Raw genomic sequence first — 358 nt, forward strand, 5'->3', positions numbered from 1 at the left:
GACAACTCATCGTTTGCCAAGGGCGCGGCGCAGGCGCCGGCGAAAATCCGTCCCGAGCTGTTCTCCGATGCCTACAGCATGTGGAGCGAAACCGGGTTCGATTTGACGGACAGGCTTGTCGACCACGGTGACATCGATTTCAGCGCCGCCGGCGATCCCTGGGAACTGATCAAGCGCGAGGTCGGGCGTGTGCTGGAGTGCGGCGATCCGCTGATCAGCCTGGGCGGCGATCACGCCATCTCCTGGCCGGTGCTGCGCGCTGTACGCCGTCGCCATCCAAGCCTGCCGATCGTGCATATCGATGCCCACCCAGACATCTATCATGCCTACGATGACAATCCGCGTTCGCACACTTCGC

The 358-nt window shown here is 62.8% G+C and carries 1 protein-coding gene; it reads left to right on the plus strand.

Features of this window, described 5'->3' with window-relative positions; genetic code table 11:
• Positions 1-358, plus strand: a 358-nt coding sequence (locus EN804_RS35275) for an arginase family protein (protein ID WP_189602182.1), incomplete at both ends; no start/stop codon positions are given.

It is taken from the genome of Mesorhizobium sp. M8A.F.Ca.ET.161.01.1.1 (assembly GCF_004792105.1).
In the GTDB taxonomy this organism is placed as follows: Bacteria; Pseudomonadota; Alphaproteobacteria; order Rhizobiales; family Rhizobiaceae; genus Mesorhizobium.